Origin of the sequence: Kitasatospora brasiliensis (assembly GCF_032654805.1) — a bacterium.
In the GTDB taxonomy this organism is placed as follows: Bacteria; Actinomycetota; Actinomycetes; order Streptomycetales; family Streptomycetaceae; genus Kitasatospora; species Kitasatospora brasiliensis.
This window is the reverse complement of sequence record NZ_JAUOOW010000003.1, coordinates 747416-773962: the sequence shown is the minus strand read 5'-3', so window position 1 is coordinate 773962 and position 26547 is coordinate 747416. Positions and strand designations below refer to the sequence as shown.

Genomic DNA, 26547 nt, shown 5'->3' with positions numbered 1-26547 from the left:
GTAACGGGCACATGGTCCGGAGGAGCCCTATGGCGCGAGCCAGTCGGCGGCGAAGGCGGCGGCCGGGTTGGCGACGAGGAGCAACTCGGGCAGTTCGGGGCCGTAGCTGCGGGCGAGGCGCGGGGCGAGGTCGGTGAGCAGCCGGACCGGGCCGCCTGCCTCACGGGCGGTGCGGGTGGTGGTGTCGGCGCCGAGCAGCAGTTGGGCGGCGTGGCCTGCCTCGACCAGGTCGGCGATGGCGTCGAAGGCCTGGTGGTCGCCGGGGTGACCGGCCCGGGAGGGGCTGTCCAGGGCGAGGTGGACGCCCTCGGCGGCGAGGGAACGGTGCACCGCGGGGTCGGGCAGCCGGGTGAGGTGGCCGAGGATGATCCGGTCGGGCCGGACGCCGTGTCGGCCGTGGAGTCGGCGCAGGACGGCGTGCGGATCACCGGCGGCTTCGAGGTGGACGGCGATCGGCGCGCCGGTGGCGTGGTGCGCCTCCGCGGCCGCCGCCAGCACCCGGCGGGTGTGCCGGCTCTCGGGCCCGGCGTCGGCCGCGACCTTGATCAGCCCGGCCCGGACGCCCTCGGGCGCGCCTGGCAGGCCGGTGGTGAGCTCGGTGACGAAGCGTTCGGCGAGGTCGCCGTACGGGTCGGTGCGCGGGTCGCCGTACGGGCCGGGGTTCGCGGCCGGGTCGGTGCCTGGGTTCGCGGCCGGGTCGGCGCCGGGCTCCGGGAAGCGGCCCCGCGGGTAGTGGGCTGCCTGGTGCGCGCCGGTCGCCGCGACGATGTGGACACCGGTCGTCCGGGCGAGGGCGGCGAGGGAGTCCGCGCCTCGGCCCAGGCCGAACGGGGTCCACTGGACGAGGGTTCGGCCACCGGCGGCAGCGTAGGCGCGCAGCACGTCGTCGGCGGCGGCCGGGTCGTCCAGTTCCTGGCCGGGGAGCAGCGGGCTGCGGATGAAGAGGTGGTCGTGGGAGTCGGTGACGCCGAGGTCGGCGGGGTCGCGGTCACCGAGGACGGTGCGGACGGTGCGGCTCATGCCTCGGCCTCGGCATCGTCAGTGGGTTCGCCGGCGGCTTCGGCATCGTCGGCGGCTTCGGCTTCGTCAGTGGCTTCGGCTTCGTCAGTGGCTTCGTGAGCGGCCTCGGCGAAGGTGGCGGTGGCGACGCGCAGGCCGGCCAGGGTCCTGGGGACGCCGACGTACGGGGCAAGGTGGACGATGACCTCGGTGATCTCCGCCTCCGTCATGCCGATCCGTCGGCTGTATCGGACGTGGTCGGCGAGCTGGGGCTCGACGCCGCCGAGGGCGGTGAGGGCGGCCAGGTTGGCGATCTGGCGGTCGCGCAGGGCGAGGCCGGGGCGCTGGTAGGTGCCGCCGAAGAGACTGGTGACGATCCAGTCGGGAAAGCCCGGGGCGAGAGCGTCCAGGCCGGCGAGGGTGGTGGCGGCCGGTCCGGCGAGGTCGGCGAGCAGGGCGTAGCCGGCCTCGCGGTCGAAGGGGGCCGGGGTGAGGCCGTCGGAACCAGGAGCGGGAACCGGTTGAGCGGATGTCGTCGGCGCGGCGGAAGCCATCGGGGCGGTCGGGCCTTTCACCAGTGGCGGCCGGCCGGCAGCCGGTCGAGTTCGGGGCGGGAGAGGTGCAGCACCCGGTACCGGACACCGGGCGCCTCCTCGGGGGCCGGGCCGTGCCAGAGAGCGAGGCGGAGCAGTTCCCAGCGGCTCGGGTCCACGGCCACGGCGGCGGTGTGCAGGGTGGGGTGGGCGGGCAGTTCGGCCAGCGCCTGCTCGACGGCCTCGGCAGGGTCGGCGGATTCCGGCAGCCGTACGGTTTCGCGAGTGGCGGTGGTCGGGGGTTCGGTCGCCTCCACACCTGCCGCCTCCGTGACTGCCGCCTCCGCACCTGCCGCCCGGGCGCCGTGGGCCAGGCCCGCGCCGAGCCAGTGGTGGACGGCGGGGCGGCCGAAGTCGGCGCTCAGGGCGCGGAATCCCGGGCCCCAGAGGAAGCTGTTCATGCCCTCCGTGGTGCGCCAGAGGTAGAACGGCGCGTACTGGTTGACGGGCGAGCCCTCTCGGCCACGCTCGCGGACCAGGTAGGCCTTGAGGCCGAGCCCCGGGTACGCGTCGAGCAGGTGTCCCTTGTCGGCGACGCGCTTGCGGACGATGCCCATGTCGTAGTCGGCGGGGAGGGTGATCTCGTACTGCATGGCGTGCACGGCGGGGCTCCTCGGGTGCGGCGGGGCAGTGCGGGTCAGACCGTGCGGTGTGCCGCGAGCAGGCCGAGGGCACCGCGGACGGCCTGGTGGAACGGCTCGGCGCTGTCCGCGGCGCGGGCCAGGACGTAGCCGCCCTGGACGACGGCCACCACGGCGGCGGCGGTGTCGGCCGGATGGAGACCGGGGACGAACTGGCCGTCCCGCTGTCCCTCGGTGATCAGTTCGGCGATCCGGCCGCGCAGCCAGTCGAAGGTCTCCTCGACCGGCGCGCGCAGGTGCGGGTCGGCGACCACGTCCGGGTCCTGGGCCATCCGCCCGATCCGGCAGCCGCGCAGGACGTCACGGTCGCGCCGCAGGTAGGCGGCGATCCGGTCGTAGGCGGTGCCGGGGGCGGCGAGGTCGGCCTCGGCCACGCCCCGCATCTGTTCGGCGCTGCGGCGCAGGGCGGCGGCGGCGAGGTCGGGCTTGCCGGTGAAGTGGTGGTACATGCTGCCCTGGCCCACCCCGGAGCGCTGCTGAATGGCCTTCGGGCTGGTGCCGACGTAGCCGCGCTCCCAGAGGAGGGCCTGGGTGCTCTCGATGAGGCGGTCCTGGGTGCTCATGCGGATCACTGTACATACCAGTAGGTACAGAGGGCCAGCGCTAAGCCGATCGGAACCATTGAGGGCCGTGCGCCGCCCCCCGGCGGCCACGGCCCCTCGACCGTTCGTCATCCCCCGTGCCGCCGAACGGCATTCCGGCGCGCTCGGTGGCGCGCGTCACGTCACGGACGGTGGTCGGCGTCACGCCGCGTAGGGGGTGCACGGCGCACTGCGCGGGCGGGCGGCCGCGGAGGGCTCCCATGGGGGACCTCCGGGCGACCACGGAACGCCCTGGGCGCCAGGGGGCAGGGGGCAGGGGGGCAGGGGGCAGGGGAAGGCCTCAAGGGCAGGGCAGGAGCAGGGCAAGAAGCAGGGCAGGGGCGGATGCACCGCGGCCGGCTGGCAGGATGTCCAACATGAACTACCTCGCCGCGGGTGACCGCTACGACTCGATGACCTATCGGAAGGCAGGCCGCAGCGGAGTCCAGCTGCCCGCCGTCTCGCTCGGGCTCTGGCACAACTTCGGCGATGCCCAGCCGCTGGAGGTCCAGCGGGCCGTGCTGCGCCGGGCCTTCGACCGGGGCGTCACCCACTTCGACCTGGCGAACAACTACGGCCCGCCGTACGGCAGCGCCGAGCGCAACTTCGGCTACCTGTTCGCCCAGGACTTCCGGCCGTACCGGGACGAGCTGTTCATCGCCACCAAGGCCGGCTGGGACATGTGGCCCGGCCCCTACGGCAACGGCGGCAGCCGCAAGTACCTGCTGGCCAGCCTCGACCAGTCACTGGACCGGATGGGGCTGGACTACGTCGACGTCTTCTACTCGCACCGGTACGACCCGGACACTCCGATCGAGGAGACGATGGGGGCGCTGGACAGCGCGGTGCGCTCGGGCAAGGCGCTGTACGCCTCGATCTCCAACTACCCGGCGGAGCAGCACCGGAAGGCGGTGGCGATCCTGCGCGAGCTGGGGACGCCGGTGCTGATGAACCAGTCGGCGTACTCGATCCTCGACCGGCACGTGGAGGACACCGGCGTGCTGGACGCGGTGGGCGACACCCGGACCAGCCTGATCGCCTACTCGCCGCTGGCCCAGGGACTGCTGACCGATCGCTACCTGTCCGGGGATGTGCCGGCCGGCTCGCGGATGTCGGTCGGGAAGTTCCTCACCGAGGAGGCACTGACCGAGGCGAAGTTGGAGCAGCTGCGGGCGCTGCGGAAGGTCGCCGAGGGGCGCGGGCAGACGCTGGCCCAGCTGGCGCTGTGCTGGGTGCTGCGGGACCCGCGGGTGGTCTCGGTGATCATCGGCGCGAGCAGTGTGGCCCAGCTGGACCAGAACCTGGACGCGCTGGCGGGCGGGCCGCTGACGGCGCGGGAGCTGGCGGAGATCGACCGGCTGAGCTGCTGAGGGTCTGAGGCTCTGAGGGGCTGACGGATAACAGATGACAGCTGACAGATTTCGAAATCTGTCATCTGTCATCTGTCATCTGTCAGCTGTTCTCTGGTTTCTGTCACCCGCCGTCCGTCATCCATCATCCGACCCCTCGGCCTGACCTTCGGCCGGACCTTCGGCCGGTCAGGGCCGCTTGATGCCCAGGGCGGGCAGAACCGTTTCTGCAACCCGGTGGGCCTCCTCCAGCAGCGGATTGCCCGAGAGGATGAAGGTGTCGACGCCCAGCGCCTCGAACTCCTGCAAGCGTTCGATCACCTGGGCCGTCGAGCCGACCACCGCGGTCCCCGGCCCGGGACGGAACAGGCTCATCCCCGGCCAGAGGTTGGGATAGGCCTCCAGCTCCCGGGCCCGCGCCGGCACCTTGCCGCCGTGCTGGCGGAACTGCCGCTGCCAGCCGACCCCGTCCTCCCCCTTCGTCTGGCCCAGCTGCCGCGCGTAGGTGGCCTCGCTGGTGACGTCCAGCAGCCGGTCGGCGGCCGCCCACGCCTCGTCCTCGGTGTCGCGGACGATCAGGTGCAGCCGCAGCCCCAGCCGCAGGGTCCGGCCGTGGGCGGCGGCGCGCTCGCGGACCAGGTCCAGCTTCTCCCTGAGCAGGTGCGGCGGCTCGCCCCAGGTCAGGTAGACGTCCACGTGCCGGGCCGCCATCTCGATGCCGGCCGCCGAACTGCCGCCGAACCAGAGCGGGATGCCTCCGGGTTGGACGGGCGCGAGTTCGCGCAGGCTCGCGCCCGCGTTCTTCAGTGCGTAGAACTCGCCCTCATGGTCGAAGACTTCACCGGCAGTCAGTCGCTTGACGATCGACCAGTACTCGGCGCTGAGCCGGTAGCGGTCGTCGTGCTCGACATCCAGGCCGTACTCCCGCAGCTGCGCGGTCGAACCGTTCACCACGTTGAAGCGCAACCGGCCGCCGTGCAGGTGGTCGAAGCTGAGTGCCATCTTGGCCAGCAGGGTGGGCGAGACCAGCCCGGGGTGGACGGCCAGCAGCGGCTTGAAGGCCGGGGTGGTGGCCGCCGCCAGCGCGCTGCCGAGCGTCCAGACGTCGTACAGGTCGGTCGCAAGCAGCGCACCGGTGTACCCCAACCGATCGACACTGCCCGCGAGTTGCTGGAGGTAACGGAGGTCGACCGGTCGGCGTCCGGCCGGTTCCCAGGGGTAGTGGCCCTCGCGCGGGATGAGGTACCAGAGGACTTCGGAGGCCATCGGTCAGACCGCCTTCGCGAGCGCGGCGGCCACCGGGGCTTCCAGGGCCGGGAGGTGGGCGTCGGTGATGTTCAGCGTCCGGTCGACGAAGCCCACTTCGCGGAAGATGTCCGCGGCCTCCTGCTGCTCGGCGATGAACCCGGCAGTGGCGGGCTCCAGTTGCCAGGGCAGTACGGCCAGCGCGGACCGCCAGTCGTCCGCCGCGCCGCCCAGCTCCTCGGCGGCGATCGCGGCGGCCTCGGCCTGGTGGGCGACCACCCAGGCGTCCGCCCGGCGCAGCGCGGTGGCGATCGCGGCGACCACCTCGGGGCGCTCGGTCGCGAAGTCCCGGCGGGCGAAGAACACCGAGCGGTCGGTGATCACCTCACCGGTGCGGATCAGCTCGCGGAACTCCCCGCCGCGGCGGGCGGCGGCGAGTTCGGCGCCCTGGGCGATCCAGCCGGCGACCTCGCCGTCGCGCAGCCGCTGGGCCTGGTCCTGGCCGGCCGCCGGACGCGCCGGGGTGACGTCGTCGCCGTACGAAAGCCCTTGCGCGTGCAGGGCCTTGGCGAGTAGGTGGGTCTGCCAGGAGCCGACGGCGAGGACGACGGTGGCGCCCTTGAGGTCCGCGACCGTCCGCACCGGGCCGGAGTCCAGGACCAGCAGGGCGCCGTGGTCCGGTCGGGGTGCGGAGACCGCCGCGTAGACCAGGTCGTGGCCGGCCGCCTGGGCGGTGATCGGCGGGGTGGAGCCGGTGCCGCCGAAGTCGATGACGCCCTCGGCGAGCAGCGTGCCGGTGCGGGTGCCGTCGGCGTAGTGGTGGAAGGCGCCGGTCTCACCGAGCGGGGCCAGCTCCTCGTCCAGATAGGGGAGTCGGGCGAGGTAGTAGAGCGAGGGGTTGCTGGCGTGGACGCCGAGGGTGACGGTCATTTGGTCAACTCCGGTAGTGGTGACTCGGTTTGTCGTGCGTGGTGGAAGGTCAGTGGACGCCGAGGTCGGCGAGCAGTCGGCGCCGCAGCTCGGCGAAGGCCGGGTCGGCGGGGTCGCGCGGGTGCTCGATGGTCACGGCTTCGTCCCGGGCGAGCAGCCCGTCGCGCAGCACCACCACCCGGTCGGCGAGCCGCACGGCCTCGTCCACATCGTGGGTGACCAACAGCACCGCGGGGCGGTGGCGGCGCACCAGGTCGCCGACCAGATCCTGCATGCGCAGCCGGGTGAGCGCGTCCAGGGCGGCGAACGGTTCGTCGAGCAGCAGGAGTTGCGGCTCCCGGACGAGTGCCCTGGCGAGCGCGACGCGCTGCGCCTCACCGCCCGAGAGGGTGGCCGGCCAGGCCTCGGCGTGCCGCTCCAGGCCGACCTCGGCGAGCGCCTTCAGTCCGGTCTCCCGACGCGCGGCGCCGCGCGGCAGGCCGACCGTGACATTGGCCAGCACCCGCTTGGACGGCACCAACCGGGGCTCCTGGAACACCACGGTACGGACCGGCGGGACGAGCACGGTGCCCTCGTCCGCCTGGTCGAGCGCCCCAAGGATGCGCAGCAGTGTGGTCTTGCCGGTGCCGCTGGCGCCCAGCAGGGCGACGAACTCGCCGCGGGCGATGGAGAGGTCCACGCCGTCGAGCACGGCCCTGCTGCCGAACACCCGCCGCAGGCCGCGCAGATGGACGGCCGGGGTCGCCTCTCCGGACGCCGAGGGGGTGCGCGTGGCGGTGGGCGTGCCGGCGGTCATCGGGCCGCTCCCTGGACGGTCTGGCGCCACGGCATCAGCACGCGCTCCAGGACTCGGACGATGCCGTCGGCGGCGAGACCGAGCAGCCCGTAGATCAGGATGCAGACGGCGAGGACGTCGGTGCGCGAGTAGTTCTGCGCCTGGGCCATCAAGTAGCCGATTCCTTCGGTGGAGTTGATTTCCTCGGCGGCGATCAGGGCGATCACGCTGAGCGTCATCGACAGGCGCAGTCCGGACAGCAGCGAGGGCAGTGCCCCGGGCAGCACGACCGTGCGCACGATCGCCCAGCGGCCGAGACCGAAGCTGCGCATCGCCTCGACCAGTTTGCGGTCGGTGCTGCGGACCCCGCCCGAGGCGGACACGTACATCGGGAAGCTGGTGGCGACCCCGATCAGGGCGACCTTCGCGGTCTCGGTGATGCCGAACCACACCATGAACAGCGGCACCAGGGCCAGAAACGGGACGGTGCGCAGGACCTGGATCGCGGAGTCGAGCAACTCCTCGCCGAGGCGGGTGAATCCGGTGACGACACCGAGCACCAGTCCGGTGGTGGCGCCGAAGAACAGGCCGAGTCCGGCGCGGGTGAGGGAGACGGACAGGGCGTCGGTCAGCTGGCCGTTTCCCCACAACTCCCCCACGGCCTGGGCGACCTGGGCGGGAGAAGCGAGAACGTCCTCGGTGAGCGCGCCGGTGGCGGAGGCCAGCGCCCAGCCGCCGAGCAGGGCGAGCGGGCCGATGGTGCGCAGGGTCGCGGCGAGCGCGCGGGGGCGGGGCCGGTGCCGCCGGCTCTGCGGGGCGACCAGGCCGGCTTCCATCGCCGCCCTGGTGTCCTCGGGCATGAACTCCCCTGTGGTGGTGGTCACTTGGCGCCGTCCCCGAGCTTGTTGATGTCGATCAGGTAGGGCTTGACGTCCACCAGCTGCTTGGTCACCTTCTGGTCGGCGAAGAACCGGGCGACCGTCCCGAAGCGGGCGGTGTCGGCGTCGGAGATGGCGTCGGCCGGTGCGCCCTGCCGGGTGACGTTCACCGCGACGTCCTTCTCGGCGGGGGTGACGGCGGTCGGGCCGGCGTCGGTGAAGACGTTGAGGTAGCCTGCCGGGTCTTCCTTCTCCTTCTGGCCGTTCTCGCGCAGGTAGGCGTAGAAGGCCTTGACCACCTCGGGGTGCTTGTCGGCGAAGCCGTTGCGCACGGCCCAGACGGCGTAGTTGTCGGAGCCCACCTCCTGGCCGTTGACCAGGAAGTGCGCGCCGGCGTTGGCGATGGCGGGCGTCGAGAAGGTGTTCCAGGTCGCCCAGGCGTCCACCTGGCCGGAGTTGAAGACGCCGGAGGTCTGGTCGGCGCGCAGGTAGACCCGCTCGACCTTGTCGGCCGGCACGCCGTTCTTCGCCAGCGCCTTGAGCAGCAGGTACTCGCTGGTGCCGCCCTGGGAGACGGCGACCTTCCGGCCGACGAGGTCCTGGACGGACTTGATGGGCGAGTCGTTCTTCACCAGGATCCCCTCGCCGACGCCGTCGGGCGCGGTCTGGGCGAACAGCTTGAAGCCTGGCTTCTGGGCGAGCGCGGCGACGGCCGAGGTGATCGAGCCCTGGGCGACGTCCAGTTGGTCTGCGGAGAGGGCCTGGGCCGCGGGGGCGAAGGGTCCGGCGCTGCCGGTCCAGGCGGCCTTGGCGTGGACGGCGGCCAGGGCGCGCTCCAGCGAACCGTCTTTCTTGCCGCGGGCGAGGAAACCGTTGTTGCCGGGGTCGGGCAGGCGGAGCACCACGTCCGCCTTGCCACCGGCCCCGCCCGCGGCGGCGGTCTCGGCCCCGTCGGAGGGCGAGCCGCAGGCGGCCAGGGCGGTGGAGGCGAGCAGCGCGGCGGCGGCGAGGGCGGGGCGGGGGGTCTTCACGGGGGTCTCCAAGTGAGTGACAACTGACAGCCGACAGCTGACAACTTTCGAAATCTGTTATCTGAAATCTGTTAGCTGAAAGCTGTCCTCCGAAGATCCCCGGATTCGCCCCCGCCACCCGCACCACCTCCGCCATCCGCCCGCCGCACCCTCAGCAGTTCGCGCGCCGCGCGCAGCGGCACCGGGTCGGCCCACGCCTGGACGTCCACCGGCGCGGCGAGGAAGCCCCGCCCCATGAGGAATCGTTCCTGCACGCCCAGCAGCTCCAGCCGCTCCGCCGAAAGATCCAGGTGCAGGGTGCGGTGGCTGCCCTGCGCATAGGCCCCGGCGACGCCCTCGGCCCCGGCACCAGTCTCGGCCTGCAGGATCCGGACCACCTCGGCCGGGTGCTCCACCGCCCAGTCGGCCGCCTCCAGCAGCACGGCGAGGAAGCGGGCGACCAGATCGGGCCGCTCGTCCAGCAGCCGCTGGTGGACGGTGATCGGCCGGGGCGTGCCGTTGTTCACCCGGGCCCGGCGGTCCGGCGCCGCGTCCAGTTCCACGGCCACCTCCGCGCCGATCCGGCGGGCCGCCTCGACGGCGAGCGCCCCCTTCACGTACACCGCGTCCACCCTGCCGTCCCGCAGCGCGGCGAGCTCGGCGGACCACTGCCCGCCGCCCCGGAGGCCGGGGACGTCCACCGGTTCGGCGTCCGCCAGGGTGAGGCCCGCGAGCCCGAGGGCCCCGCGGAAGCCGGCCAGGGCCATGGCCCGCCAGAAGTCGATGCCGATGTCATGATGCGGGATCGCCAGCCGCAGTCCGCGCAGCTGGCCGGGCTCGGTGATGCCGCTGCCGGCCCGGACCAGGACCACCTGGCGCTCCTCGATCCAGGTGAGGCCGATCAGCCTGGTCGCCTCGCCGCGCGAACGGGCCCACAGCGCGGGGACGTTACCGCCCTCCCGGAAGAGACCGGTCAGCGCATGGGTGTAGTGGTGGTCCGCGGCCACCTCGGGCGGAACGTCCTGGAGCGAGCGGACGGCGATGCCGTCGGCGGCGAACTCCCGGTCGAGCCAACCCTGGTCGGCGGCGATGCCGGTCGCGGTGGGCACCGGGCAGCGGGTGAACCAGAGGGTGTCGAAGAGCGCGGAATTGCCTTGGATGGGACTGGACAACGGAGTTGGTCCTTCACGGGGGATCCGGCCACGGCCGGAGGAGCTTGGGGATCGGAGGCTCGGGAATCCCGAGAAACTTGAGAAGCTCGGGGTCGAGTGCCACGCGATTGCCACACGATGGCTCATGAAGCCTGGCGTGCAAGGAAGTTGTACGCGACGATGCAGACAGCGAAAGGTGACGCGGGAGGATCTGGTCAGCGACGACACACGCGGGAGGGAAGACACCGGCGGGACATCACGGTGTTCTCCTTCCACAGCGTCGGGGCAGGCACCGCCTCGGCCGAGTGGCCGTCCGGCGCGGTGCGAGAAGCGTTCCACGTCAGGCGAGTCGGAGCAAGACTTTGCCACATAGTGGGATCAGTTGTTCATGAACGCCATGCCATTGCAACGTCGTCGACACAATTCCGCAGCACCGGCTGCCCTACGCTGAGACCGCCTCCGGCCGTCCGTCCGGAGTCCCGAACCGAAACGCGAGGTGCCATGGCCGAGGCCGCCACCGCCGTCCAGAGTCCGCCGGCCGGTGCGCAGGCCGTCCAGCGCGCACTGGGACTGCTGCACTGCTTCCACGACAACGGCCCCGACCTGAGCGCCTCGGACCTGGCCCGCCGGATGGGGCTGTCGGTCTCCACCGCGCACCGGCTGGCCCGTACGCTGGTCAGCGCCGGGTTCCTGGAGCAGGACGAGCAGACCGCCCGCTACCGGCTCGGTCCGGCCGTCGCCGAACTCGGCCAACTCACCTTCCACCAGCGCGGTCTGCACCTCGCCGGGCCCGAGCTGGAGCTGCTGTCCCGGCGCACCAAGGCGACGGCCGACCTGGCCATCCGCAGCGGGATGCACGCGGTGATCCTGGTCGGCGGCTCGGTCCGCCCGGACACCGGGCTCGGCCTGCGCCGCCCACTGCACTCCACAGCACTGGGCAAGGTCTTGCTGGCCTGGCCCCGCCCGGGCGAGACGGCGCTGCCGGCGCTCGGCCCGCTCTCCTCGTTCACCGACCGTACGATCACCGAACCGGCGCTTCTGGAAGCGGAGTTGGCCGAAGTCCGGGAGTCCGGGTTCGCGCTCAACGACGGCGAGTCCGCCACCGGCGTGCGAACGGTGGCGGTACCCGTGCTGGACGGCTCCGGGCAGGCGCGGTTCGCCCTGGCGGTCCGCTCGACGCCGGCGCACCTCACGGACGACCGGCTGGACTGGTTCCTCGGCCACGCCCGCACCTGTGCGGACGCCCTCGCCGTCCTCCTGCTGCCGCCGGATCAACGCCCCTGACGGGCCCGGCGGCCCTGAACGATCCCGACAGGACGCGGCGGCGGCCGCCCACCCGGGTCAGGGGCGGGCGGTCCGCCGCTGCGGACCGACAACCGGCGTCCGGCCGTCAGACCGTCGCCGGGGTGTACTTGTAGCCGACCCGGCGGACCGTCACGATGGTGTCCCGGTAGGCCGGTCCGAGCTTGCGGCGCAGCCTGGCGACGTGCACGTCGACCGTCCGCCCGTCCCCGACGTGGCCGTAGCCCCAGACCGCGGAGACCAGGTGGTCCCGGGTGTGCACCCGCTGGGGGTGCTCGGTCAGGTGGGCCAGCAGCTCGAACTCCAGGTAGGTGAGGTCGAGCAGCCGCCCGTCGACGTAGGCGTTGCGCCGCTCGGTGTCGACGGCGATGCCGCGCCCGACCGGGCGGACCGGACGGACGCCCGCCACGGCCTGGACACCGGGCCCGGCGGTCGACAGCGCCGCCCCCGAGGGCGGAGCCCCGACGCCACCGGCCCCGGCGATCGGCGCCGCCGGGCTGTCGGTCGGCACCAGCACCAGGTAGCCGACCAGCGGACCGCCGTTCACACCGCCGAACTGCGTGCCGTACTGGGCGAGCAGCCCCTGCGGCAGCGCGCCCTGCGGCAGGGCGGCGACGACGGCCGCACCCTCCGGCAGTGCGGCGAGCAGCGCCTGGGGCACCAGCGGGACGGCCGCGCCCGGCGGCGGGACGGGGGACGCCGGACGGGCCGGACGGGCCGGACCGGCCTGCGCCGGGCCCCCGTGGGCCGAACCGACATGAGGAGCACGGACATGAGGCGTACGGGCCGCCACACCGGGACCGACCGGCGCCGCGGTGGGGACGGACGAGACCGGCGGAACGGAGCGGACCGCGCGCAGGTGCGGGGTCGCAGTGGGCAGGGGCAGGGTGGCCGTGGAAGAAGAAGACATGGTGTGCCGCTCATTTCGCGCGTGACGGACGGGGTGGAGTCGTCTGCGCGTCGACCGGGCGTACTGCCGGGGCTGGACCGTACCGAACCGGGTCAGCGGGCGGAGTGCCGGGACGCGCGAGGCGAGCCCGGACACGTCTGATCGAACAGGTGCGGCTGCCGGGACGTCCAGAACGGTTCGAGGTCGAGGCGCCCCGGCCGGCTGTCCACGGCTTGACTCCCGCACCGGTTCCACCGTCCGGTCCGTCCACCCGCGGGCATCGCGGTGGCCGTCCCGGTCGTCCGGGCACAACCGACGATGCCGGGGGCGGTGTTGAGGCAGACGATGTTCACTGGTGGTCTCTCCGCTGGGCGGGTCCGGTTGGTCGGCCGCGGGCACGCCGGACGGGCGGTCCGCTACGGCCTGGTCGACGGGTTTCGGCGGTGCGTCGGGCGACGGGCGGCCGGGTGGGCCGGGAGCGCCGGGGGACGTACCGGGAAGGACAGGCCGGTCAGCGACAACACGCGCTACAGACCAGCGCGTGGTCGATGTAGCGGCGGACGGTGAGCGCCGGACCTGCGGCACCGGACATGAAGGGCTCGAAGGACACGAAGGACCTGGAGGCACCGTTCATCGGCGAGCCGGGGACGGAGGTGCTGATGCGTCGTCGTCCGACGGTCATCCTGCTGCCCTCCCCCTTCGCCTCGCCGGTTCGTCGAAGGCCGTTCCGCCGCTCGGCAACACCCGTGCGAACGGGGCGTTTCCGGCGCTCCCGACGGCATGGCCGGGCGGCCCTCGTCCACAGAGCCTTCCACGGCCGGGCCGGTCTAGGCAACCTTCCGCGCAGCGATTGTCCGGGATACGGACGGCAAGATGAGACGACGGAAGGAACGGGCAGGTCGGCGGTCCTACCGCCGAGTCGCCCTCAGGCGCCGACCGGTGCGCGGTGCCGACGGGCGGCGGCGTGCTCGACCAGTGCGACGAGCAGGTCCTTGCCGTCCTGCCGCAGCCGCGCGTCGCACAGCAGCACCGGGATGTCCGGGGCGAGGTCGAGCGCGTCGCGGACCTCTTCCGGCGCGAACCGCTCGGTGCCGTCGAAGCAGTTCACCGCGACCACGAACGGGATGCCGCGCTGCTCGAAGAAGTCGACCGACGGGAAGCAGTCGGCCAGCCGCCGGGTGTCCGCGAGCACCAGAGCGCCGAGCGCGCCCCGTGCCAACTCGTCCCAGACGAACCAGAACCGGTCCTGTCCGGGAGTGCCGAACAGGTAGAGCGCGAGGCCCGGCCGCAGGTCGATCCGGCCGAAGTCCATCGCGACGGTGGTGGTGCGCTTGGCCTCCACCCCCGAGGTGTCGTCCACCGGGCGGCCCAGTTCGCTGAGCTCCTCCTCGGTGCGCAGCGGCCGGATCTCGCTGACCGAGCCGACCAGGGTGGTCTTGCCCGCGCCGAAGCCGCCCGCGACGAGGATCTTCACCGCGACGGCCGGACCGCCGCGCCAGCGGGGGTCGCCGGAGTGCACCGCGTCGGCCGCGGCACCGTCGGGGCGGGGGTGGGCGTGGGGGTCAGAGCGCACGGAGTCCATTGATCACGTCTCGCAGCAGGCGCTCGTCCGGCAGCTCGGCGAGCGGAACGGGTCGGGTGACGCTGATCAGGTCGGCGTCGTGGAGATCACCGAGCAGCACCCGCACCACGCTGACCGGCAGGTCGGTGTAGGAGCCGAGTTCGGCGACGGAGAGCGGCTCCCGGCGGCACAGGGTGAGCAGCGTCTGGTGCTCCGGGTCGAGGACGTGCGCGGGCACGGCCCCCGCGACCGGCCCGGGCTCGACGGCGGTGACCAGCGAGATCAGGTCGAACAGCCCCTCCTCGACCGGCCGGGTGCGGCCGCGGGTCATCGAGTAGAGCCGCACCACCGGTCCGGCCTCGTCGTCGAACCAGCGGTCGTCGACCGGGGTGCGCGGCCGGAACAGGTCGGTGTCGAGCCCGTCCGGGGCCGCCGGCCCGTCCTTGGCCGAAGCCTCCGGGCCCTGCGAGCCGCCGGTCCCGGACGGCCCCGCCGTGCCCACCGGCACCTGGGGACCGTCCGACGTCTCCGGGCCGTCCGGCACATCCGTGTTCGGATCCGCCATCGGACCGCTCATCTCACCGGCGGGGCGGTTTCGGTGCGCGGCTCGGCGGCCATGTGCTCCCCGACCCGCTTGACCAGGAGCGCCATCTCGTAGGCGATCTGGCCGATGTCCGCCTCGGCCTCGCTCAGCACGGCCAGGCAGCTGCCGTCGCCGGCGGCCGTGATGAACAGGAAGGCCTCGTCCAGCTCCACCATGGTCTGCCGGACGCCGCCGACCTTGAAGTGCCCGCCGGCGCCCTTCGCCAGGCTGTGGAACCCGGCGGCGACGGCGGCCAGGTGCTCGGCGTCCTCGCGGTCGAGGTCGCGGGAGGCACCGGTGGCCAGGCCGTCACTGGAGAGGATCACCGCGTGCCGCAGGGCCGCGACGCGCCCCACCAGGTCGTCCAGGAGCCAGTTGAGGTCTCCGGACGACTGCATCGACGTGGTCATGAATCAGTTCCTTCCGCTGGAGCGGGTGGTGCGGGTACAACAGGTGGTGCTGGTACGGCCGGTGGTTCGGTTACGGCCGGTGGTTCCGGTACGGGCGGCCGCAGTCGACGGGCGAGCGGCGCCCGGCCGGTGTCCCGGGGCGCGGGCAGCGCCGCCGGGGCGGGCGCCGGGCCGATCGCCTTGCGGGAAAGGTCCGGCGGCTGCCAGGCCGGGACGGCGGTGGGCCGCCCGTTCCCACGCCCGGCACGATCGTCCGGCCTGCCGGGACGATCCGTCAACGGAGTGCCGCGCCCCCGGGTGAAGCCGCGCTGGAACGAGGCGAAGGTGGCCCTGGCCTCCTCGGGAGAGCGCTCGCGGACCTCCCGGACCTCCCGGGCACCCCGGGTATCCCGGGTATCCCCGCCCTCGCGGGCGTCCTGACCGTCGCGGAGATCGCCGGCCGCTTCTCCCCCGGCTCCGCCCTCGGCGCGGAATCGTTCTTTCAGCTGTTCCGTGAGCTGGTCCCTGAGCTGCGGCGCCAGGTTCGCCTGCCGGACCCGCCGGGGCAGACCGCCCGCCGTCCGGGGCGCGGCGCTCCCGGCGTCGGCCACCGAACCGGCATCGGCCACCGGACCGGTGTCCGGACTGGTGTCCGGACCGGCATCCGCCACCCGGCCGGCCTCGGCCGCGGCGACGGCCGCCTCGGCGACGGCCGCCTCGGCGGCAGCCACCACGACGTCCTCCCGCCGGTGCCGCCCTGTCCCCGGCGACTCCCCGGTGTCCGCCGTCGGCGCGGGGACCAGGACCGGCCCGCCTTTCAGCCGCGAGGCCCGGCGCGGCAGTCCGCCCGCCGTACGCCCCGTCTCCGGCGTGGAGGGCCGCGGACCACCCGTCGTCCCCCGGTGCCGGCCTCCGGCCTCCGCCCCGGCAGCGGCACCGGCGCCGGTCGCCGACGCCGAGCCGGAAGCGCCCCCCGACCCGGGCACCGCCACCAGGTCCCGCTGCCCCCGCCGTCCACCCGAAGCCGTCCGAGGCGCGGCCGCGCCCGGCTCCGGCAGGGTGTCCGGCGCCTCGGCCAGCAGTTCGCGCGGGATCAGCACCACCGCGGTCGTCCCGCCGTACGGGGACGGCCGCAGGTGCACTCGGATGCCGTGCCGCCGGGCCAGTCGGCTGACCACGAACAGGCCCAGCCGGTCCGTGTCGGCGAGGTCGAACTCCTGCTCCACGGCGAGGCGTTCGTTGATCTCGGCGAGCAGCTGCTCACTCAGTCCGAGGCCCCGGTCGTCGATCTCCAGCGCGAAGCCGTGCGCCACCACCTCACCCTGGACGGCGACTTGGGTGCTCGGCGGGGAGAACACCGCGGCGTTCTCGACGAGTTCGGCGACCAGGTGGGTGACGTCCGCGACGGCGCTGCCGAGCAGGCCGGTGCCGGGGAACGGCCGGACGATCACCCGGGCGTAGTCCTCGACCTCGCCGACCGCCGCCCGGACCACGTCCACCATCCGGACCGGCTTGCGCCAGGCGCGTCCGGGCGAGCCGCCGGCCAGGATGATCAGACCCTCCGCGTGGCGGCGCATGCGGGTGGTGAGGTGGTCGACCTTGAAGAGGTCCTCCAGCTCCGCCGGGTCCTCGGTGCGGCGCTCCATGGTGTCGAGCAGGGTGAGCTGGCGGTGCAGCAGCACCTGGCTGCGCCGGGCCAGGTTGACGAACACCGCGGAGACACCGCGCCGCAGTTCGGCCTGTTCGACGGCGGCCTCGACGGCGGCCCGCTGCACGGCGTTGAAGGCCTGGCCGACCTGGCCGATCTCGGCGTCGCCGAAGTGCAGCTCGGGCGCCTCGGTGGCCACGTCCACCGGCTCACCACGGCGCAGCCGCAGCATGACGGACGGCAGCCGGGTGCCGGCCAGCTCGTCGGCCGCGTTGCGCAGGCCGATCAGCTCGCGGGCCAGGCCCCGGCCGATCCGGAACGAGATCATGATCGACAGCACCACCGCGACCAGGCCGACCGCACCGGCGATGCCGCCGCGCCACAGCAGCCCCATCGAGGTGGAGCGCGCGCGCTCGTCCAGCCCGGCGGAGATCCGGCTGTTGATCGAGGAGAGGTCGCCCAGCGCCCGGTCGGCGGTCTCCCGCCAGGAGTCGCCGTTGAGCGCCTGGACCACCCGGTCGGGGCCGCCGGCGCCGACGAAGTCCGCCTCGGCCCGGGCCAGCGCGCCCCAGGCCTCGCCGCCGCGCAGCGCGATGTAGTCGGACTGGTCGGCGGGTTCGAGCTCGGCGATGTAGACGGTGAACAGCGCCTGCTGGTTGTGCAGGGCGTCCAGCGCGACCTGGTACTGCTCCGCGGTGGGCTTGACGGCGCCGGTGCGCAGGCCCTCCATCGCCGCGTCCTCCTGCGCCAGGTACTCCCGGGCGCGCACGAGCTCGATCAGGATCGTTCCCTGGCGCGGGAGTTGGCCGCTCTGCCGGGCGACGTAGGCGGACCGGAATCCGAACACCGGCTTGACCAGGTCGCTGTACTGTTCGAGAGCGAACTCCCAGTTGAGCGCGGAGCGGCCGACCTGGGCGCGCAGCGGTCCGATCTGGTCTGCGGCGGCGATGATCTGCACGAAGCGGCCGCGCTGGGGGGCGGAGAGCTTGCCGCCGGAGGCGTCCTTCTTCTGCCGCAGCGCGTCCAGGCTGCGGTCGGTGGCGGCCTTGGCCCGCTCGTAGTTCTCCCGGACGGCCGGCGAGCGCGGATCGGCCAGCCGTTGGACGGCGGCGCGGCGCTCGCTCTGGAGGTCGCCGGTGTACTGGTCGACCGGCCCGGCGAACTCCTTGTACGTACGGCTGATCCCGAGCTGGTTCCAGACGTCCCCGGTGGTGGCGATCGTCGCGTACGCCCACAGGGCGGTGAGCGCGACGATGGGCACCAGGAGCAGCGCGATGATCTTCGCGCGGATCGAGCTGCTGCGCAGACGCATGGAGTCCTCGTTCGGGAGGTGCCGGGCGCGGACGGGAGCGGCGGGGCCTGTGACGGAGCGGTATCGGGGCGAGGTAGGAGGTCGGAGGGGGTCTCCCGGCCGCAGGTCTGCGAGACTCTACTACGCCCTGACCACTCGTTCGAGGGGCCCACCAGTCCGCTCGCGACGCCCGCCGCACCCGCGCCGGGAACCGGTCGGCCCCGCCTCCGCTTCGTGCCCGCATCGCCCCCGATGTCCCGGATAGGCGATTGGTCCGGCATTTCCACGCCCTCCGCGATTTCTCCCCGGCGCGTCCCCCACGCCTCCCCGGCCGCGACACCACCGGTGGCGGCCCGTGCCGATCTCGTCGTGTCGCCGGCACAACCCTGGGCAGTGGCAGGGCGATCCGGTAGTTTCGGCCCACCTCGTACCACCGGCGCCGAACTGGGGAGACCCGTGCGCGAGTTCACCACCCCCGCCCCGGCCGCGCCCGAGGCCGCCGGAGGACTCGCCGACTCCCTGTACGACACCGCCGAGCGCGTCCCCGACCTGGTCCAGCTGTCCTGGCGGAGCGAGGACGGGCAGTGGCGGGACGTCACCGCCCGGGAGTTCCGCGACCAGGTGCTCGCCCTCGCCAAGGGCCTGCTCACCCGCGGCGTGCGCTACGGCGACCGGGTCGCCCTGATGTCCCGCACCCGCTACGAGTGGACGCTGTTCGACTACGCACTCTGGTCGATCGGAGCGATCACCGTCCCGGTCTACCCCACGTCCGCCGCCGAGCAGGTGCGCTGGATCCTCGCCGAGACCCAGGCGGTGGCCTGCCTGGTCGAGGACGAGGACGCCGCGATGACGGTCGGCGCGGTCTGCGACGCGCTGCCCGACCTCACCGGTATCTGGCAGCTGGACCGCGACTGCCTTGCCGCGATCACCGAGGACGGCCGCGGTGTGCCCGACTCCCTGGTGCACCGCCAGCGCCTGGGCGTCGTCGCCGAGAACATCGCCACGGTCGTCTACACCTCGGGCACCACCGGCCGCCCCAAGGGCTGCCTGATCACCCACGGGAACCTGGCCGCCGAGGCCGACGCCCTGCTCGCCGGCTGGGGCGAGGTCCTGCGCGACGCCGCCGGCGGCCCGCCGTCCACCCTGCTGTTCCTGCCGCTCGCGCACGTCTACGGGCGGGCGGTGCAGATCGCGGCGTTCCGCGGCGGCTTCCGGATCGGACACGTCCCCGAAGTCTCCACCGACGCCCTGCTGCCCGCCCTGGAGACCTTCCGCCCGAGCTTCCTGCACGCCGTCCCGTACGTCTTCGAGAAGATCTTCCAGCAGGCCCGGCGGGCCGCCGAGGACGCCGGTCGAGGCGAGCTCTTCGAGCAGGCCCGACAGGTGGCCGTCGACTGGGCCGCCGCCCGGGAGCAGAAGGCCTTCGGCCGCGGGCCCGGCCCGGGCGCCGCGCTGCGGCTGCGCCACCTCGCGTACGAGCGGACCGTCTACCCGAAGCTGAGGGCGGTGCTCGGCGGCCGGGTGCGCAGCGTGATGTGCGGCGGCTCCACGCTGCGGCGCGAGCTTGGCCTGTTCTTCACCGGCGCGGGCCTCCAGCTGTACGAGGGCTACGGGTTGACGGAGACCACCGCGGCGATCACCGGCAACCCGGTCGGACGGCAGAAGCTCGGCACGGTCGGGCAGCCGGTACCGGGGGCCTCGGTGGCGATCGCCGAGGACGGCGAGGTGTGGGTGCGCGGCCGCTCGGTCTTCGGCGGCTACCTCAACCATCCGCGCTGCACCGCCGAGTCGCTGGTCGACGGCTGGTTCGCTACCGGCGACCTGGGTCGGCTGGACGAGGACGGCTACCTCAGCATCACCGGCCGCAAGAAGGACCTGATCGTCACCAGCAGCGGCAAGAACCTGGCCCCGGCGGTCCTGGAGGAGAGGGTCGAGGCGCACCCGATGGTCTCCCAGTGCCTGGTGGTGGGCGACGACCGGCCGTACGTGGCCGCACTGATCACTCTCGAACCGGCGGCGCTCGCCCACTGGTTGAAGACCCGCGGGCGGGCCCAGTCGGATCCGTGGGCGGTGCTCGCGGACGAGGAGCTGCACGTGGAGATCCAGCGCGCGGTGGCGGCGGCGAACACGGCGGTGTCGCGAGCCGAGTCCATCCGCGCCTTCCGGCTGCTGCCACGGCAGTTCAGCCAGGAGCAGGGGATGCTGACGCCCTCGCTGAAGTTGCGCCGGGCGGCGATCACGGAGCACTACGCGACGGACATCGAGGAGCTGTACCTCTCCTGAAACGGGTTTGTCCGGGACGGTCCCTGACGTTCCGTCTTGTCCCTTGCTTCACAGGCGTGGTGGCTTCGGGTTCATCCGCCGTTCCCTTGACGACCCGATTGGTCTAGTCCATCGTGGCGGATCCAGGGTCGCACGGCTCGGATCCGCACGGGTCGGATCCGCACCGTCCGGATCCGCACTGCCCAGATCCGCACGGCTCGGAGTTCCACGGCTCGGAGTTCCACGGCTCAGAGTTCCACGGCTCAGCGTTCCACAGCCCGATTCCGCTCACGCCCTCCCCACGGGCGTGCCCCCACCCGCTGGAGTCCTCACGTGTCCATGTCCACGCGCCTGTCCGCGCTGGCCGCCTCGGTCGCGCTGCTCACCGGATTCGCCGTACCTGCGGCCTCCGCCGACGCGCCCCCGACCGTCAACCTCGCCACCAACCCCGGCTTCGAGCTGACCTCCCCCGACCTCGCCGACTGGGGCAGCGTCCCCGGCTGGGACTGCACCGGCGGCCCGGCCGAAGCGGCCGTCACCACCACCGCCCCGCACACCGGCGGCTCCGCGCTCACCGTCACCCCGGCGAACGCCGACTCCACCGGCGAGTGCGCTCAGACCGTCACCGTCCGACCCGACACCACGTACACGGCCTCCGCGTGGGTGCGCGGCGACTTCGTCTACCTGGGCGCCACCGGCACCGGCAAGGACGTCGCCCCCGCTTGGACGGAGTCCACCGGAGGCGGCTGGCAGCAGCTCACCACCCGGTTCACCACCGGCCCGAACGCGCGCAGCATCCGGCTGTACGTGCACGGCTGGTACGAGCAGGGCCCGTTCTCCGTGGATGACGTCCGGGTGGACGGCCCCGCGCCCGCACCGGCGGTGCCGGCCGGTTCCGTCCCCACCGCCGACAAGGTCGTCTTCTTCACCGTGGACGACGGCTGGCAGCGCACCCCCGAGGCGGAGAAGTTCATCGCCGACCACCGGCTGCCGATCACCACCTTCCCGCTGCCGATGCCCGCCGCCACCGACCCGGCCTTCTTCAAGCGGGTCACCGCCGCGCCCGGCTCCTCGGTACAGGACCACAGCGTCTCCCACAGCGACCTCAGCACACTTCCGCTGGACCGCCAGCAGGTCGAGATCTGCGACGCCCGCGACTCCCTGACCCGCCTCTTCGGCACCGCGCCGACGGTCTTCCGTCCGCCGTTCTTCGCCTGGAACGCCGACACCCTGCAGGCCGCCGCCAACTGCGGCATCCGCACCGTACTCACCGCCGACGCGGACTTCAGCTGGGGCGCGAGCAACATCTGGCACCCGGGCCCGCTCCAGCCGGGCGACGTCGTGCTGATGCACTGGACCGACACCCTTGCCACCGACCTCCAGCGCGCCCTGGCCGCCGCCGACGCCGCCGGGCTCAAGCCGGCCGGCCTCGCCGACTACCTGCGCTGACGGGCACGGTCGGGGGGCAATCGACGCGCCCGCCGTTCGGCGCGGAGTCCGGACGGCGGGCGCGCGCATTGACAGCGCGTCCGCGGCCTTGCTCTCATGGGGCCGTGCAGCGCGGCGTCGGCCACAGAGCAGTGGGCCGGCCGACAGCCGAGCGAGCACCCTTCCGAAGGGACGACGCGCGATGAGCACTCTCTCCGCTTCCCTGATCTGACGCCCGGCGGTCACCGCGGTGCCCGCGTGCGCGAGGCGCGTCCGGCGACGAACACCGCCACACGCGCGACCAGTTGCACCACCGGGACCTGCGTCGGCACCCTGACGCCGGAACCGGGGCCGGCACGGCGCCGACACGGGCGCCGGCACGGGCGCCGGCACCGCGGATGGCCGCGACTCCCCTTTCTCTGGAGACTCCACCACCCACACATGTCCATGTCCTTCAATCTGCACGTCATCGAAGAGTTCCGCGCCAACGGCGGACGGGTCGGCGGCCCGTTCGAGGGCGGCGACCTGCTGTTGCTGACCACCACCGGGGCACGCTCCGGGCGGCCGCACACCGTGCCGCTCGGATACGTCCGGGCACAGGGGCTGCTGCTGGTCGTCGCCTCGGCCGCCGGAGCCCCCGAGCACCCCCAGTGGTACCGCAACCTCCTCGCCCACCCGGTGGCACGGGTCGAGCTCGGCACCGACACCTTCGACACCATCGCTGTGCCCGCCGAAGGCACCCGCCGGGAGCGGCTGTTCGCCGCCGTCGTCCGGCAGGCCCCGGGGTACGGCGACTACCAGGCGCTGACCGAGCGGGAGTTGCCGGTCGTCGTCCTGGAACGGCCCGAACCGCCCTCCGGTGGACCGGCGCCCGTGGTGCGCAGCCTCGCCGACAAGCTGCTGGAGGCGCACACCTGGCTGCGCGCCCAACTGCGGCACGTGCGGGCGGAGGCGCACGACCACGTCCCCGGGCGGCCGGCCACGCTCGGGCTCCAACTGCGGCAGCACTGCCTGGCGTTCTGCGACGGGCTCTCGCACCACCACACCGGTGAGGACGCCGCGATCTTCCCCGCGCTCGCGCGCAGCCATCCGGAACTGGCCGGCGTCCTGGCGCGGCTCGACGAGCAGCACCGGGAGATCGGGCGGATCAAGGAGGAGCTGGTGGCGCTGCTGACCGGGATCGAGGTCACCGAACCGGAGCGGCTGCGGGCGGAGTTGGACCGGATGTCCGCCGAGCTGGAGGCCCACCTCGACTTCGAGGAGGAGCACCTGCTGCCGGTCCTCGCCGGCATCCCCTTCCCGCCGACCGGACCTTCCTCGGCCGGTCCCGCCCCAGCGGGACCCGCTCCGACCGGACGCTGAAACGGCGTTGCCGCCGCCCCTCCCGTCGGCGCGGGAGGGGCGGCGGCACGGACCGAGTCGGCGGCCGGGGCTGACCGTTACGGCAGCCTTTCAGCGCCTACGGCAGTCCTTACTTCGACGAGAACACCGGGAGGTAGCCGCCGGACTGGCCGGCCGCCTTCGGGTGGTAGCTCTCGCCGACCGGGATGGTGGTGCTGTTCAGCCAGGTGGTCAGCGAGCCGCAGATCTCGTGCTCGGCGAAGATGCTGCGGACGTCGCCGAAGGCGAAGCCGGCGTTGGCGGCCCGCTTGGCGAGAACGCCGTCCAGGGCGTCCGCCGCACCGTTGATGGCGGAGCGCTTGGTGTCGCTGATGCCGAAGATGCAGCTGCCGCCGATCTTGTAGATGTGCGGGTAGCCCATCACCACGACGTGGGCGTTCGGGGACTTCGACTTGATCGCCGAGTACACCTTGTCCAGCTGGCCGGGCAGGGTGTTGTTGGCGTAGTTCTTGGCCGTGTTGACGGCGTTGATGCAGTCCGTGTCCGAGCCGAGGACGCAGGTCTGCATGGTGTCGGCGAAGCCGGCGTCGTTGCCGCCGACCGAGATGCTGACCAGCGTGGTGCTGGCGTCCAGGGCGGAGATCTGGCTGTTCAGGATGTCGCCGGTCTTGGCGCCGGAACAGGCGACGAACTTGAAGGAGGACGGCGCGTGCGCGTTCTTCCACAGGTACGCGTACGCGTTGGTGCTGCGCTTGCAGTCGCCGCTGTCGCTCAGGTAGCTGCCGGCACCGACACCGGAGGAGTACGAGTCCCCGAGGGCCACGTAGTTGACGCCGGCGGCGTTCGCGGACGAGGCGGCGAAGAGCGTCGTCATGGTGAGGCCTGCGGCGACGGCGGCAATGGACAGAGCACGGGCAGGGCGGAACATCGCATCTCCAGTGGGGTGGCGTGGCGAGGGTCACAGAAGTGATACCAGGCGGTAGCCAAACCGGGAAGCGGTCATGCCAAGGATATTGACGAGACGTCTGATAGCTCGGAGATGAACTGTCGTGGACATTCGGTGATTTCGCGCAGGTCAGCGGGGGTACGGAGTGACGCGCGTAGCGCGGCGCGCAGAGACCGGCAACTTGCGGAAATTTCTTGCAAGGTAAGCGGGCAGTCGCCACGCGGCCATCGACGAGTCGGATTCGAATCGGATGCCAGCGCACGCAGGGGGGGGCTGATGACACTCCTCAAAGCACGTCAGAAGGTGGGCCAAAAGGGGCATCGACGGCATGGCCGGAAGGCACTGGTGTGGCTGATCGGACCCGCATGGCGGAGGTCGATGTGTCGCTCGGACGGCACGCCCGGGCGGCATGGCGGTGCGTCAGGACTGAGCACCATGGCGACGTGTCAGGGCCACGCGCGTCAGGGCAGCGTGCCAGGGCGACGCGCCGAGGCAGCCGGATGGCGCGCCGGGAGACCGCTCGGGAGCACGGAGGACGGGCGACGCGCGCGATCAGCCCCGCGCGCCAGGGTGCACGGCGCCCGGGTACACGGTGCCGTCGGAGACCGTGCAGCCCTCGACCGGCAGTTCCTCGATCTCCTCGTTCGCGGCCGCGGGCACACCGAGCCAGCGGGTGGCGGTGGCGACCGCCGCCCGGGCCTGACGCAGCCCGGGTGTGCCCCAGCCCAGCAGCTCGACGGCGAGGCCCGGCGCGACCAGCAGCCGCCGGTAGTGCCGACCCGAGGCCGGATCGGCCGCGCTGGGCCCGACCGCCCGCAGCGCCGCCGCCATCCGGACCCGCGCGCACTCGTGCCCGCCGTTCGCCGACCCGACCCGGTCGTACAGGTAGCCGAGGTAGTACGGCCTGCCGATCACGGCCTGCGCCTCCTCGGCCGCCTCCCGGGCCAGGGCGGCGGCCGGGTCTCCACCGTCCTCCGGCTCCAGCGAGCCGCCGGGCAGTGAACAGATCCCGTCCCGGGGGTTCACCAGCGTCAGCACTCGCCCGTCCGGCACGAACAGCCACCCCCAGGACTGCTTGACCGGCAGCCCCTCCGGCACCTGTTCACCCGGCCGCCACGGCCAGCCCGCCGTGGGGCGCCGCCGCACCTTTCCCAGGAGTTCGGCGACCTCCGCGCTGTACTCGATCGGGCTCATGCTCCCGCCCCGCGACGCTCGGCGGGGGCACTAGCCCGCGCACACCCCCTGGCGCCGAGCGCGCTCCGCTCGCTCATCCGTCCCCCTCTCGCTGTCGGGCTTCGCCGGACCGGCGGTGCGCGGGAGGACCTGCAAGGCACGGTACGGAGCGGCCGGAGCGGCGGCGTGGGGCACCGCACGCTCCTGCTGTTGATCTTCTCCGAATCTTCCCCGAACAGGCGGTCGATGAACAGTCCCCAGCGCCGCATGGTGGACGCGGAGCCGGAGGACGCGGAGCCCGCGGAGGCGGTGAACGCCCTGATCAGCCCAGCGGCCCACCCCCTCCCCAGGGGGCGGGGAACCCGGGCAGCGGGAACCCGGGCCGAGGATCCACCCCGGGCGGGAAGGGCAGCCCTCGCGCGACGTCGTCGGCCAGCTCGTCGAACACCTCGTGCGCGGTCATCGGCCGCAGCCGCCCGCCGGTCAGCGCCCAGCCGCGCACCGCCGGCCGGGGCCGGGCGTCGGCAGTCGGAGAACCAGGGGGAGCGCCGGGCGGAGCACCGGGCGGAGCACCGGGCGGCTGGGCCGCGCCGTCGACGCGCCCCGACCACGCGGTCTGCCCGCTGGTGGCCGGATCGCCGTGCAGCAGCAGCGCCCCGTCCCCGCCCGAAGCCACCCCCGCCGCGAGCGTCACACAGAACGCCTCGGTGTCCCGGCTGGCGGGCTGCGACTGCCCCTCCACCACGCACACGTCCACCGCCGAGGTGAGCTCCTCCCCGTCCTCGGGGCCGTGGCAGCGCAGCGTCAGCAGGTGACACCCCTCCCCCGCACCCTCGGCCAGGGCCAGGTAGACCGAGGTCACGTACCGCATCACGGCCGCCACCCGGAACTGCCCGTCCGGGTCCTCCCCGACGGCGTCCAACAGGGCCTCGCAGGCCACGGACATCCGCACCCGCGCCCGGTGGTCCTCCAGCAGCACCGGGAGCAGCTCGGCCAGCCGCTCCCCCGCGTAGACGAACGGCTCCCCGGCCAGCTCCGGATCGCCCGCGTAGGCGACCCGGGCGGCGGGCATCCGGGGATCGAGGCCGAGCGCCTCGCAGTAGTCCTCGAAGTCGCCCGCCTCCAGGACCCGCAGGTGCACCTCCAGCCCCTGCCGGTGCAGGGCCGTCAGCTGCTCCTCCGCCTGCCGCAGGTAGGCCTGGTGCCCGAGCCCGCCGAACATCCCGTACCGCGCCAGCCCGGCGAAGTCCCCGGGATCGGCGGCCAGCGCCACGGCCACCGGCTGGGGCGGCGGCGCGCCCCGCAGTCGACCGCCGAGCCCGGCGCGCGGACCTCCTCCCGCACGCGCGCCCGGCGGTCGCCCACCCCCGGGCGGCACCGCCCCGCCGGGCCCGCCGGCCGACGCCCCGCCGACACCGCCGCCCGGCCTCCGCCCGGCCAGCACCAGCACCCGCCGACGCCCCCGCGACGGCCGTCCCGCCACAGCACCCAGCGCCTCACGCGCCGACTCCCGCACAGCAGCCATTGGCTCCTCCTTCTCACTCTCCGACACCGGACCACGCCGACCGCCCAGGCTGGGACC

Annotated in this window: 24 protein-coding genes; 5 read left to right on the top strand and 19 right to left on the bottom strand. The window is 73.3% G+C overall.

Annotated elements, in window-relative coordinates:
* Nucleotides 1-27: 27 nt before the first annotated feature.
* The 4 genes from QWJ13_RS15525 to QWJ13_RS15510 are packed head-to-tail and all read right to left on the bottom strand — an operon-like array spanning nt 28 to nt 2796.
* Nucleotides 28-1020, bottom strand: coding sequence for a phosphotriesterase family protein (locus tag QWJ13_RS15525; protein WP_316524917.1), 993 nt, complete (start codon nt 1018-1020; stop codon nt 28-30).
* Complete coding sequence (locus QWJ13_RS15520) at nt 1017-1553, bottom strand: carboxymuconolactone decarboxylase family protein (RefSeq protein ID WP_316524916.1); 537 nt, start codon at nt 1551-1553, stop codon at nt 1017-1019. The genes QWJ13_RS15525 and QWJ13_RS15520 overlap by 4 nt, the downstream gene beginning before the upstream one ends.
* Before the next feature lie 17 nt (nt 1554-1570).
* Nucleotides 1571-2194, bottom strand: coding sequence for a DUF4865 family protein (locus QWJ13_RS15515; protein ID WP_316524914.1), 624 nt, complete (start codon nt 2192-2194; stop codon nt 1571-1573).
* 35 nt (nt 2195-2229) lie between these two features.
* Nucleotides 2230-2796 carry a TetR/AcrR family transcriptional regulator gene (locus QWJ13_RS15510; RefSeq protein ID WP_316524913.1) on the bottom strand — a complete coding sequence of 189 codons (567 nt, stop codon included), beginning with the start codon at nt 2794-2796 and terminating at the stop codon, nt 2230-2232.
* Between the two features lie 395 nt (nt 2797-3191).
* On the opposite strand from QWJ13_RS15510, the gene QWJ13_RS15505 reads away from it, so the two are divergent.
* Nucleotides 3192-4184, top strand: a complete 993-nt coding sequence (locus tag QWJ13_RS15505) for an aldo/keto reductase (RefSeq protein ID WP_316524911.1) — start codon at nt 3192-3194, stop codon at nt 4182-4184.
* A 168-nt stretch (nt 4185-4352) separates the two neighbouring features.
* Here QWJ13_RS15505 and QWJ13_RS15500 read toward each other — a convergent pair whose 3' ends face one another.
* From QWJ13_RS15500 to QWJ13_RS15475, 6 genes are all read right to left on the bottom strand, one after another.
* Nucleotides 4353-5429 (bottom strand): LLM class flavin-dependent oxidoreductase, encoded by a 1077-nt coding sequence (locus tag QWJ13_RS15500; protein WP_316524909.1) that lies wholly within the window; start codon nt 5427-5429, stop codon nt 4353-4355.
* A gap of 3 nt (nt 5430-5432) precedes the next feature.
* Complete coding sequence (locus QWJ13_RS15495; protein WP_316524907.1) at nt 5433-6338, bottom strand: ABC transporter substrate-binding protein; 906 nt, start codon at nt 6336-6338, stop codon at nt 5433-5435.
* A 49-nt stretch (nt 6339-6387) separates the two neighbouring features.
* Nucleotides 6388-7134: an ABC transporter ATP-binding protein gene (locus QWJ13_RS15490; protein WP_316524905.1), complete on the bottom strand. Its 747-nt coding sequence runs from the start codon at nt 7132-7134 to the stop codon at nt 6388-6390.
* A complete protein-coding gene (locus QWJ13_RS15485) occupies nt 7131-7973 on the bottom strand; it encodes an ABC transporter permease (protein ID WP_316525212.1) in 843 nt (280 codons plus the stop codon). The genes QWJ13_RS15490 and QWJ13_RS15485 overlap by 4 nt, the downstream gene beginning before the upstream one ends.
* Nucleotides 7974-7993: 20 nt before the next feature.
* On the bottom strand, nt 7994-9022 hold the full coding sequence (locus QWJ13_RS15480) for an ABC transporter substrate-binding protein (protein ID WP_316524903.1): 1029 nt from the start codon (nt 9020-9022) through the stop codon (nt 7994-7996).
* A gap of 71 nt (nt 9023-9093) precedes the next feature.
* The gene (locus QWJ13_RS15475) at nt 9094-10173 is read right to left on the bottom strand and encodes an ABC transporter substrate-binding protein (RefSeq protein WP_316524901.1); all 1080 of its coding nucleotides are present in this window, start codon (nt 10171-10173) and stop codon (nt 9094-9096) included.
* A 480-nt stretch (nt 10174-10653) separates the two neighbouring features.
* Between QWJ13_RS15475 and QWJ13_RS15470 the strand changes: the two genes are divergently transcribed.
* The gene (locus QWJ13_RS15470; protein ID WP_316524900.1) at nt 10654-11436 is read left to right on the top strand and encodes an IclR family transcriptional regulator; all 783 of its coding nucleotides are present in this window, start codon (nt 10654-10656) and stop codon (nt 11434-11436) included.
* 106 nt (nt 11437-11542) lie between these two features.
* Here QWJ13_RS15470 and QWJ13_RS15465 read toward each other — a convergent pair whose 3' ends face one another.
* The 6 genes from QWJ13_RS15465 to QWJ13_RS15440 form a co-directional block, all read right to left on the bottom strand.
* Nucleotides 11543-12118: a winged helix-turn-helix domain-containing protein gene (locus QWJ13_RS15465; protein ID WP_316525211.1), complete on the bottom strand. Its 576-nt coding sequence runs from the start codon at nt 12116-12118 to the stop codon at nt 11543-11545.
* A gap of 736 nt (nt 12119-12854) precedes the next feature.
* Entirely contained in the window at nt 12855-13025 is a 171-nt protein-coding gene (locus tag QWJ13_RS15460; protein ID WP_316524898.1) for a hypothetical protein, read from the bottom strand.
* 243 nt (nt 13026-13268) lie between these two features.
* Nucleotides 13269-13862, bottom strand: coding sequence for a GTP-binding protein (locus tag QWJ13_RS15455; protein WP_316525210.1), 594 nt, complete (start codon nt 13860-13862; stop codon nt 13269-13271).
* A 43-nt stretch (nt 13863-13905) separates the two neighbouring features.
* Nucleotides 13906-14310, bottom strand: a complete 405-nt coding sequence (locus tag QWJ13_RS15450) for a DUF742 domain-containing protein (protein ID WP_432277529.1) — start codon at nt 14308-14310, stop codon at nt 13906-13908.
* Nucleotides 14311-14477: 167 nt separating this feature from the next.
* Entirely contained in the window at nt 14478-14897 is a 420-nt protein-coding gene (locus QWJ13_RS15445) for a roadblock/LC7 domain-containing protein (protein ID WP_316524894.1), read from the bottom strand.
* Entirely contained in the window at nt 14894-17836 is a 2943-nt protein-coding gene (locus QWJ13_RS15440) for a sensor histidine kinase (protein ID WP_316524891.1), read from the bottom strand. Before QWJ13_RS15440 ends, QWJ13_RS15445 begins: the two co-directional genes overlap by 4 nt.
* A gap of 435 nt (nt 17837-18271) precedes the next feature.
* Between QWJ13_RS15440 and QWJ13_RS15435 the strand changes: the two genes are divergently transcribed.
* The 3 genes from QWJ13_RS15435 (at nt 18272) to QWJ13_RS15425 (ending at nt 22867) form a co-directional block, all read left to right on the top strand.
* Nucleotides 18272-20098 (top strand): AMP-dependent synthetase/ligase, encoded by a 1827-nt coding sequence (locus tag QWJ13_RS15435; RefSeq protein ID WP_316524888.1) that lies wholly within the window; start codon nt 18272-18274, stop codon nt 20096-20098.
* A 318-nt stretch (nt 20099-20416) separates the two neighbouring features.
* The gene (locus tag QWJ13_RS15430; RefSeq protein ID WP_316525209.1) at nt 20417-21526 is read left to right on the top strand and encodes a polysaccharide deacetylase family protein; all 1110 of its coding nucleotides are present in this window, start codon (nt 20417-20419) and stop codon (nt 21524-21526) included.
* A gap of 420 nt (nt 21527-21946) precedes the next feature.
* Entirely contained in the window at nt 21947-22867 is a 921-nt protein-coding gene (locus tag QWJ13_RS15425; RefSeq protein WP_316524886.1) for a nitroreductase/quinone reductase family protein, read from the top strand.
* Between the two features lie 109 nt (nt 22868-22976).
* On the opposite strand, the gene QWJ13_RS15420 is transcribed toward QWJ13_RS15425, so the two are convergent.
* The 3 genes from QWJ13_RS15420 to QWJ13_RS15410 form a co-directional block, all read right to left on the bottom strand.
* On the bottom strand, nt 22977-23774 hold the full coding sequence (locus QWJ13_RS15420; RefSeq protein ID WP_432277512.1) for an SGNH/GDSL hydrolase family protein: 798 nt from the start codon (nt 23772-23774) through the stop codon (nt 22977-22979).
* Nucleotides 23775-24344: 570 nt separating this feature from the next.
* On the bottom strand, nt 24345-24986 hold the full coding sequence (locus QWJ13_RS15415) for a hypothetical protein (protein WP_316524884.1): 642 nt from the start codon (nt 24984-24986) through the stop codon (nt 24345-24347).
* Nucleotides 24987-25287: 301 nt separating this feature from the next.
* Complete coding sequence (locus tag QWJ13_RS15410) at nt 25288-26490, bottom strand: DUF8829 domain-containing protein (protein WP_316524882.1); 1203 nt, start codon at nt 26488-26490, stop codon at nt 25288-25290.
* Between the last annotated feature and the right edge of the window lie 57 nt (nt 26491-26547).

Excerpts from the sequence above, each read along its gene's own strand:
- QWJ13_RS15415 (WP_316524884.1), bottom strand. The coding sequence starts at position 24,986 with ATGAGCCCGATCGAGTACAGCGCGGAGGTCGCCGAACTCCTGGGAAAG.
- QWJ13_RS15430 (WP_316525209.1), top strand. The coding sequence starts at position 20,417 with ATGTCCACGCGCCTGTCCGCGCTGGCCGCCTCGGTCGCGCTGCTCACC.
- QWJ13_RS15425 (WP_316524886.1), top strand. The coding sequence starts at position 21,947 with ATGTCCATGTCCTTCAATCTGCACGTCATCGAAGAGTTCCGCGCCAAC.
- QWJ13_RS15495 (WP_316524907.1), bottom strand. The coding sequence starts at position 6,338 with ATGACCGTCACCCTCGGCGTCCACGCCAGCAACCCCTCGCTCTACTAC.
- QWJ13_RS15490 (WP_316524905.1), bottom strand. The coding sequence starts at position 7,134 with ATGACCGCCGGCACGCCCACCGCCACGCGCACCCCCTCGGCGTCCGGA.
- QWJ13_RS15520 (WP_316524916.1), bottom strand. The coding sequence starts at position 1,553 with ATGGCTTCCGCCGCGCCGACGACATCCGCTCAACCGGTTCCCGCTCCT.
- QWJ13_RS15410 (WP_316524882.1), bottom strand. The coding sequence starts at position 26,490 with ATGGCTGCTGTGCGGGAGTCGGCGCGTGAGGCGCTGGGTGCTGTGGCG.
- QWJ13_RS15485 (WP_316525212.1), bottom strand. The coding sequence starts at position 7,973 with ATGCCCGAGGACACCAGGGCGGCGATGGAAGCCGGCCTGGTCGCCCCG.
- QWJ13_RS15420 (WP_432277512.1), bottom strand. The coding sequence starts at position 23,774 with ATGTTCCGCCCTGCCCGTGCTCTGTCCATTGCCGCCGTCGCCGCAGGC.
- QWJ13_RS15500 (WP_316524909.1), bottom strand. The coding sequence starts at position 5,429 with ATGGCCTCCGAAGTCCTCTGGTACCTCATCCCGCGCGAGGGCCACTAC.
- QWJ13_RS15470 (WP_316524900.1), top strand. The coding sequence starts at position 10,654 with ATGGCCGAGGCCGCCACCGCCGTCCAGAGTCCGCCGGCCGGTGCGCAG.
- QWJ13_RS15445 (WP_316524894.1), bottom strand. The coding sequence starts at position 14,897 with ATGACCACGTCGATGCAGTCGTCCGGAGACCTCAACTGGCTCCTGGAC.
- QWJ13_RS15505 (WP_316524911.1), top strand. The coding sequence starts at position 3,192 with ATGAACTACCTCGCCGCGGGTGACCGCTACGACTCGATGACCTATCGG.
- QWJ13_RS15525 (WP_316524917.1), bottom strand. The coding sequence starts at position 1,020 with ATGAGCCGCACCGTCCGCACCGTCCTCGGTGACCGCGACCCCGCCGAC.
- QWJ13_RS15440 (WP_316524891.1), bottom strand. The coding sequence starts at position 17,836 with ATGCGTCTGCGCAGCAGCTCGATCCGCGCGAAGATCATCGCGCTGCTC.
- QWJ13_RS15460 (WP_316524898.1), bottom strand. The coding sequence starts at position 13,025 with ATGACCGTCGGACGACGACGCATCAGCACCTCCGTCCCCGGCTCGCCG.
- QWJ13_RS15510 (WP_316524913.1), bottom strand. The coding sequence starts at position 2,796 with ATGAGCACCCAGGACCGCCTCATCGAGAGCACCCAGGCCCTCCTCTGG.